Genomic DNA, 4,775 nt, shown 5'->3' with positions numbered 1-4,775 from the left:
TTTATACCCTAAAAACTAAATAAGAGTGTTATCAACGGACGATCTAAAAGAATTTAGTTAAGTCCTCGATCGATTAGTATCCGTCAGCTTCACGTGTCACCACGCTTCTACCTCGAACCTATCAACCTCATCGTCTCTGAGGGATCTTACTCACTCGAAGTGATGGGAAGTCTCATCTTGAGGGGGGCTTCATGCTTAGATGCTTTCAGCACTTATCCTTGCCACACGTAGCTACCCAGCTATGCTCCTGGCGGAACAACTGGTACACCAGCGGTGTGTCCATCCCGGTCCTCTCGTACTAAGGACAGCTCCTCTCAAACTTCCAACGCCCACGACGGATAGGGACCGAACTGTCTCACGACGTTCTGAACCCAGCTCGCGTACCGCTTTAATGGGCGAACAGCCCAACCCTTGGGACCGACTACAGCCCCAGGATGCGATGAGCCGACATCGAGGTGCCAAACCTCCCCGTCGATGTGAACTCTTGGGGGAGATAAGCCTGTTATCCCCGGGGTAGCTTTTATCCGTTGAGCGATGGCCCTTCCATGCGGAACCACCGGATCACTAAGCCCGACTTTCGTCCCTGCTCGACTTGTAGGTCTCGCAGTCAAGCTCCCTTGTGCCTTTACACTCTGCGAATGATTTCCAACCATTCTGAGGGAACCTTTGGGCGCCTCCGTTACCTTTTAGGAGGCGACCGCCCCAGTCAAACTGCCCGCCTGACACTGTCTCCGAACCGGATCACGGTCCTGGGTTAGAATGGTCATACAGCTAGGGTGGTATCCCACGGGTGCCTCCACGTAAGCTAGCGCTCACGCTTCAAAGGCTCCCACCTATCCTGTACAAGCTGCACAAACATTCAATATCAGGCTACAGTAAAGCTCCACGGGGTCTTTCCGTCCTGTCGCGGGTAATGCGCATCTTCACGCATAGTATAATTTCACCGGGTCTCTCGTTGAGACAGTGCCCAAGTCGTTGCACCTTTCGTGCGGGTCGGAACTTACCCGACAAGGAATTTCGCTACCTTAGGACCGTTATAGTTACGGCCGCCGTTTACTGGGGCTTCGGTTCTAAGCTTCGCTCTTGACGAGCTAACTCTTCCCCTTAACCTTCCAGCACCGGGCAGGTGTCAGCCCCTATACTTCGCCTTTCGGCTTCGCAGAGACCTGTGTTTTTGCTAAACAGTCGCTTGGGCCTATTCACTGCGGCTCCATGTAAATGAAGCACCCCTTCTCCCTAAGTTACGGGGTCATTTTGCCGAGTTCCTTAACGAGAGTTCTCCCGCTCACCTTAGGATTCTCTCCTCGCCTACCTGTGTTGGTTTGCGGTACGGGCACCTATGAACTTGCTAGAGGATTTTCTTGGCAGTGTGAAATCAGGAACTTCGGTACTAAATTTCCCTCCCCATCACAGCTTGAAATTGCCAGACGGATTTACCTATCTGACTTTCTCACTGCTTGGGCGCACACATCCATCGGTGCGCTTTCCTTATCCTACTGCGTCCCCCCATCACTCAAACGCTCATGAGGTGGTACAGGAATATCTACCTGTTGTCCATCGCCTACGCCTTTCGGCCTCGGCTTAGGTCCCGACTAACCCTGAGAGGACGAGCCTTCCTCAGGAAACCTTAGGCTTTCGGTGAAAGAGATTCTCACTCTTTTTTCGCTACTCATACCGGCATTCTCACTTCCAAGCGCTCCACCAGTCCTCACGGTCTGACTTCACAGCACTTGGAACGCTCTCCTACCATTGTTCTAAAAGAACAATCCGCAGCTTCGGTGATACGTTTAGCCCCGGTACATTTTCGGCGCAGAGTCACTCGACCAGTGAGCTATTACGCACTCTTTAAATGATGGCTGCTTCTAAGCCAACATCCTGGTTGTCTGGGCAACTCCACATCCTTTTCCACTTAACGTATACTTTGGGACCTTAGCTGGCGGTCTGGGCTGTTTCCCTCTCGACTATGAACCTTATCACCCACAGTCTGACTCCCAAGTCTAAGTAGCTGGCATTCGGAGTTTGACTGAATTCGGTAGCCCGGTGAGGGCCCCTAGTCCAATCAGTGCTCTACCTCCAGTACTCAATGCTTGAGGCTAGCCCTAAAGCTATTTCGGAGAGAACCAGCTATCTCCGTGTTCGATTGGCATTTCACCCCTACCCACACCTCATCCCCGCATTTTTCAACATACGTGGGTTCGGGCCTCCAGTCAGTGTTACCTGACCTTCACCCTGGACATGGGTAGATCACACGGTTTCGGGTCTACGACCGCATACTAAATTCGCCCTATTCAGACTCGCTTTCGCTGCGGCTCCGTGTCTTCCACTTAACCTTGCATACGATCGTAACTCGCCGGTCCATTCTACAAAAGGTACGCCGTTACCCATTAACGGGCTTCGACTACTTGTAGGCACACGGTTTCAGGTTCTATTTCACTCCCCTTCCGGGGTGCTTTTCACCTTTCCCTCACGGTACTGGTTCACTATCGGTCACTAGGAAGTATTTAGCCTTGGGAGATGGTCCTCCCGGATTCCGACGGAATTTCTCGTGTTCCGCCGTACTCAGGATACACTCCGGAGGAAACTCTTTTTCGACTACAGGGCTGTTACCCGCTGTGGCTGATCTTTCCAGATCGATTCGTCTAAAGAATTTCTTTGTAACTCCAAAGGAGTGTCCTACAACCCCAGAAAGCAAGCTTTCTGGTTTGGGCTGATTCCGTTTCGCTCGCCGCTACTTGGGAAATCGCAATTGCTTTCTCTTCCTCCAGGTACTGAGATGTTTCAGTTCCCCGGGTCTGCCTCACATACCCTATGTATTCAGATACGTGTACTGTTCCATTACGAACAGCGGGTTTCCCCATTCGGAAATTCTCGGATCAAAGTTTACTTACAACTCCCCGAGACATATCGGTGTTAGTCCCGTCCTTCATCGGCTCCTAGTGCCAAGGCATCCACCGTGCGCCCTTCTTCACTTAACTAAGTTATTAGTTGAAAGTTCAGAGAACTTACGATATTACATTTGCTTCCGCTTCTGCATAAACAGTCGCTTCCGCGTTTTTTATTAGATGTCGTTGATTACTCTTATTTAGTTTTCAAGGTACAAACAGAGAGATTTACATCCCTCAAAACTGAACCAAACAACCATATATGTCCTTACCGTGAGTACCCTAAAGAGGGCACTCCGGCGTTCCTTATTATCCTTAGAAAGGAGGTGATCCAGCCGCACCTTCCGATACGGCTACCTTGTTACGACTTCACCCCAATCATTGGTCCCACCTTCGGCGGCTGGCTCCAAAAGGTTACCTCACCGACTTCGGGTGTTACCAACTCTCGTGGTGTGACGGGCGGTGTGTACAAGACCCGGGAACGTATTCACCGCGGCATGCTGATCCGCGATTACTAGCGATTCCGGCTTCATGCAGGCGAGTTGCAGCCTGCAATCCGAACTGAGAATGGTTTTATGGGATTTGCTTGACCTTGCGGTTTCGCTGCCCTTTGTTCCATCCATTGTAGCACGTGTGTAGCCCAGGTCATAAGGGGCATGATGATTTGACGTCGTCCCCACCTTCCTCCGGTTTGTCACCGGCAGTCACTCTAGAGTGCCCAACTTAATGCTGGCAACTAGACCTAAGGGTTGCGCTCGTTGCGGGACTTAACCCAACATCTCACGACACGAGCTGACGACAACCATGCACCACCTGTCACTCTGTCCCCGAAGGGAACACGGTATCTCTACCGCTATCAGAGGATGTCAAGACCTGGTAAGGTTCTTCGCGTTGCTTCGAATTAAACCACATGCTCCACCGCTTGTGCGGGTCCCCGTCAATTCTTTTGAGTTTCAGCCTTGCGGCCGTACTCCCCAGGCGGAGTGCTTAATGCGTTAACTTCAGCACTAAGGGGCGGAAACCCCCTAACACCTAGCACTCATCGTTTACGGCGTGGACTACCAGGGTATCTAATCCTGTTCGCTCCCCACGCTTTCGCTCCTCAGCGTCAGTTACAGACCAGAGAGTCGCCTTCGCCACTGGTGTTCCACCACATCTCTACGCATTTCACCGCTACACGTGGTATTCCACTCTCCTCTTCTGTACTCAAGTCCTCCAGTTTCCAATGACCCTCCACGGTTAAGCCGTGGGCTTTCACATCAGACTTAAAAGACCGCCTGCGAGCGCTTTACGCCCAATAATTCCGGACAACGCTTGCCCCCTACGTATTACCGCGGCTGCTGGCACGTAGTTAGCCGGGGCTTTCTGGTTAGGTACCGTCAAGGTACCGCCCTATTTGAACGGTACTTGTTCTTCCCCAACAACAGAGTTTTACGATCCGAAAACCTTCATCACTCACGCGGCGTTGCTCCGTCAGACTTTCGTCCATTGCGGAAGATTCCCTACTGCTGCCTCCCGTAGGAGTCTGGGCCGTGTCTCAGTCCCAGTGTGGCCGATCACCCTCTCAGGTCGGCTACGCATCGTCGCCTTGGTGAGCAGTTACCTCACCAACTAGCTAATGCGCCGCGGGCCCATCTGTAAGTGATAGCTAAAAGCCATCTTTCAACTTCCCATTATGTAATGAAAAGTATTATCCGGTATTAGCTCACGTTTCCGCAAGTTATCCCGATCTTACAGGCAGGTTGCCCACGTGTTACTCACCCGTCCGCCGCTCGTTCCACAAGTTCACACCCCGAAGGGTGATCCCTTGCTTCCCGCGCTCGACTTGCATGTATTAGGCACGCCGCCAGCGTTCGTCCTGAGCCAAGATCAAACTCTCCAAAAAAGTTTGAA

At 51.9% G+C, this 4,775-nt stretch carries 2 rRNA genes; both read right to left on the bottom strand.

Annotated elements, in window-relative coordinates:
- Positions 1-53: 53 nt before the first annotated feature.
- Positions 54-2,975, bottom strand: a 23S ribosomal RNA gene (locus CIL05_RS21285).
- 226 nt (positions 2,976-3,201) lie between these two features.
- Positions 3,202-4,767, bottom strand: a 16S ribosomal RNA gene (locus CIL05_RS21280).
- The 16S and 23S rRNA genes sit together here, the layout of an rRNA operon.
- Between the last annotated feature and the right edge of the window lie 8 nt (positions 4,768-4,775).

This window comes from Virgibacillus profundi, assembly GCF_002287375.1.
GTDB lineage: Bacteria > Bacillota > Bacilli > Bacillales > Amphibacillaceae > Virgibacillus_K > Virgibacillus_K profundi.
This window is presented reverse-complemented; position numbering and strand designations above follow the sequence as displayed.